Raw genomic sequence first — 1,434 nt, 5'->3', positions numbered from 1 at the left:
AACGCCCCGCCAATTCGACGCTTACCGTACCCCAGTGGCACTGGATTACCCTGAGCAATGGAGTTAACCGGCCCACCGAATGCGTATGAGGGTTTATTGTCCGGTGATTCTCGCATTGCTAGCCCACCCTGTTGTGGTGATAGCATCTGAACCATTCCGCCGAGAGCCATCGAAGCTCCCATCATTCCCATACCAAATGCGACTTTCGCGCCTAAAACACCGATCCCGTATGCTGGGCCTAAAAATAGTGATGATGCAATTAAGACGGCACCTAATATAGTTTGGAATAAGCCCGCTTTTTTACTGCCGATAATTATTGGCGCTATTTTTATTTCTTCATCACCAATATTAAACTCCAGTTCATCTTTAGATATATTACGTTTACCTTTAAAAACAGCGAATGTAAGTCCTTTGTCTTTAGCGTCATTAAGAAATCGCTCAAAGCCCGGTAATAATACACAACAGGCTTTAATAGCCTCTTGCGTTGAACTGGCAGCAAACCGAAAAATTCCGTCTTTATTCTCTGTGAATTGTTTTAACTGACCATATAAGCGGATTGTTTTTACTTCTGACATATTACCCCCAATAAAAAACCCGCCGAAGCGGGTTCTTAGGTTAAATGGAAAATTAGATACATGACTTGATCACATCAATCATTTCACTTTTATGATATTTACCTTGAGAATAGAATTTTATATCAACACCATTTTCTGTTGTTGTTAAATCGGCTATTTCAATGTAATCATCCGTATAAACCGTCTTCCCATTCTTTAGTGGCTGTATAAATGCTTTCATGGGTTCAGCAACGTAACTTTTCGTTTGCCAACCAAGCAGGATGCACTCGGAAACCTCTGAGATATCTTTTGATGAGTGATACTGATTATCTGGCCCTTTGGCTCTTATTTCATTTGGTGTTGCACAACCCGCTAAAAACGTCGTCATAGCCGCCAATAGGAACAACCTTTTCATCCGTTTATCTCCATGCAGAAAACCGAATGATAGCATTTACTCCGGGGTTTGGTACCGCAACACCTTAATAGTGCGATCGAGCCAGTAGCCACCATAAGGAACAATTTCACTCAGCGAACCGTACCGATGATGTATCATTTTGCCATCACCCAGATAAACCCCTGCATGATTCGGTTCATTCGCTTTGTACTGCATCAATATCACATCACCCACCTCCAATGGCTCGGCGTGGGCATAAAAACCAGCATCAGCGTAATGCTTCATATACAAATTTTCACCGCGATCCCACCAGCCATCTGACCGCTCAAAATTCGGCAAGGTAATATCACGTTCAAGCCGGTACCAGTCACGCACGATAGCGTAACAATCCCATATTCCATGGACAAATGGCCTCCCCTTGAGGGGTTTTATTCCCTCGCTCGGCATAATCTGGCGAACATCCCCCTCTGGCCAACTGGCAATTAT

General features: G+C 43.5%; 3 protein-coding genes. All 3 read right to left on the bottom strand.

Annotation, left to right across the window (positions count from 1 at the left end; genetic code table 11):
• Window positions 1-575, bottom strand: a 575-nt coding sequence (locus tag HUZ92_RS20665; protein WP_145579824.1) for a tail assembly protein, incomplete at its 3' end; no start/stop codon positions are given.
• Window positions 576-627: 52 nt separating this feature from the next.
• The gene (locus HUZ92_RS20660; protein WP_145579823.1) at window positions 628-969 is read right to left on the bottom strand and encodes a hypothetical protein; all 342 of its coding nucleotides are present in this window, start codon (window positions 967-969) and stop codon (window positions 628-630) included.
• A gap of 36 nt (window positions 970-1,005) precedes the next feature.
• The coding region (locus HUZ92_RS20655) for an NlpC/P60 family protein (protein WP_174846889.1) at window positions 1,006-1,434 on the bottom strand (429 nt) is incomplete at its 5' end.

The sequence above is a fragment of the Yersinia vastinensis genome (assembly GCF_902726565.1).
GTDB classification, from domain to species: domain Bacteria; phylum Pseudomonadota; class Gammaproteobacteria; order Enterobacterales; family Enterobacteriaceae; genus Yersinia; species Yersinia vastinensis.
Note: the sequence above shows the minus strand (reverse complement) of the source record. Positions and strands in the feature narration are given on the sequence as shown.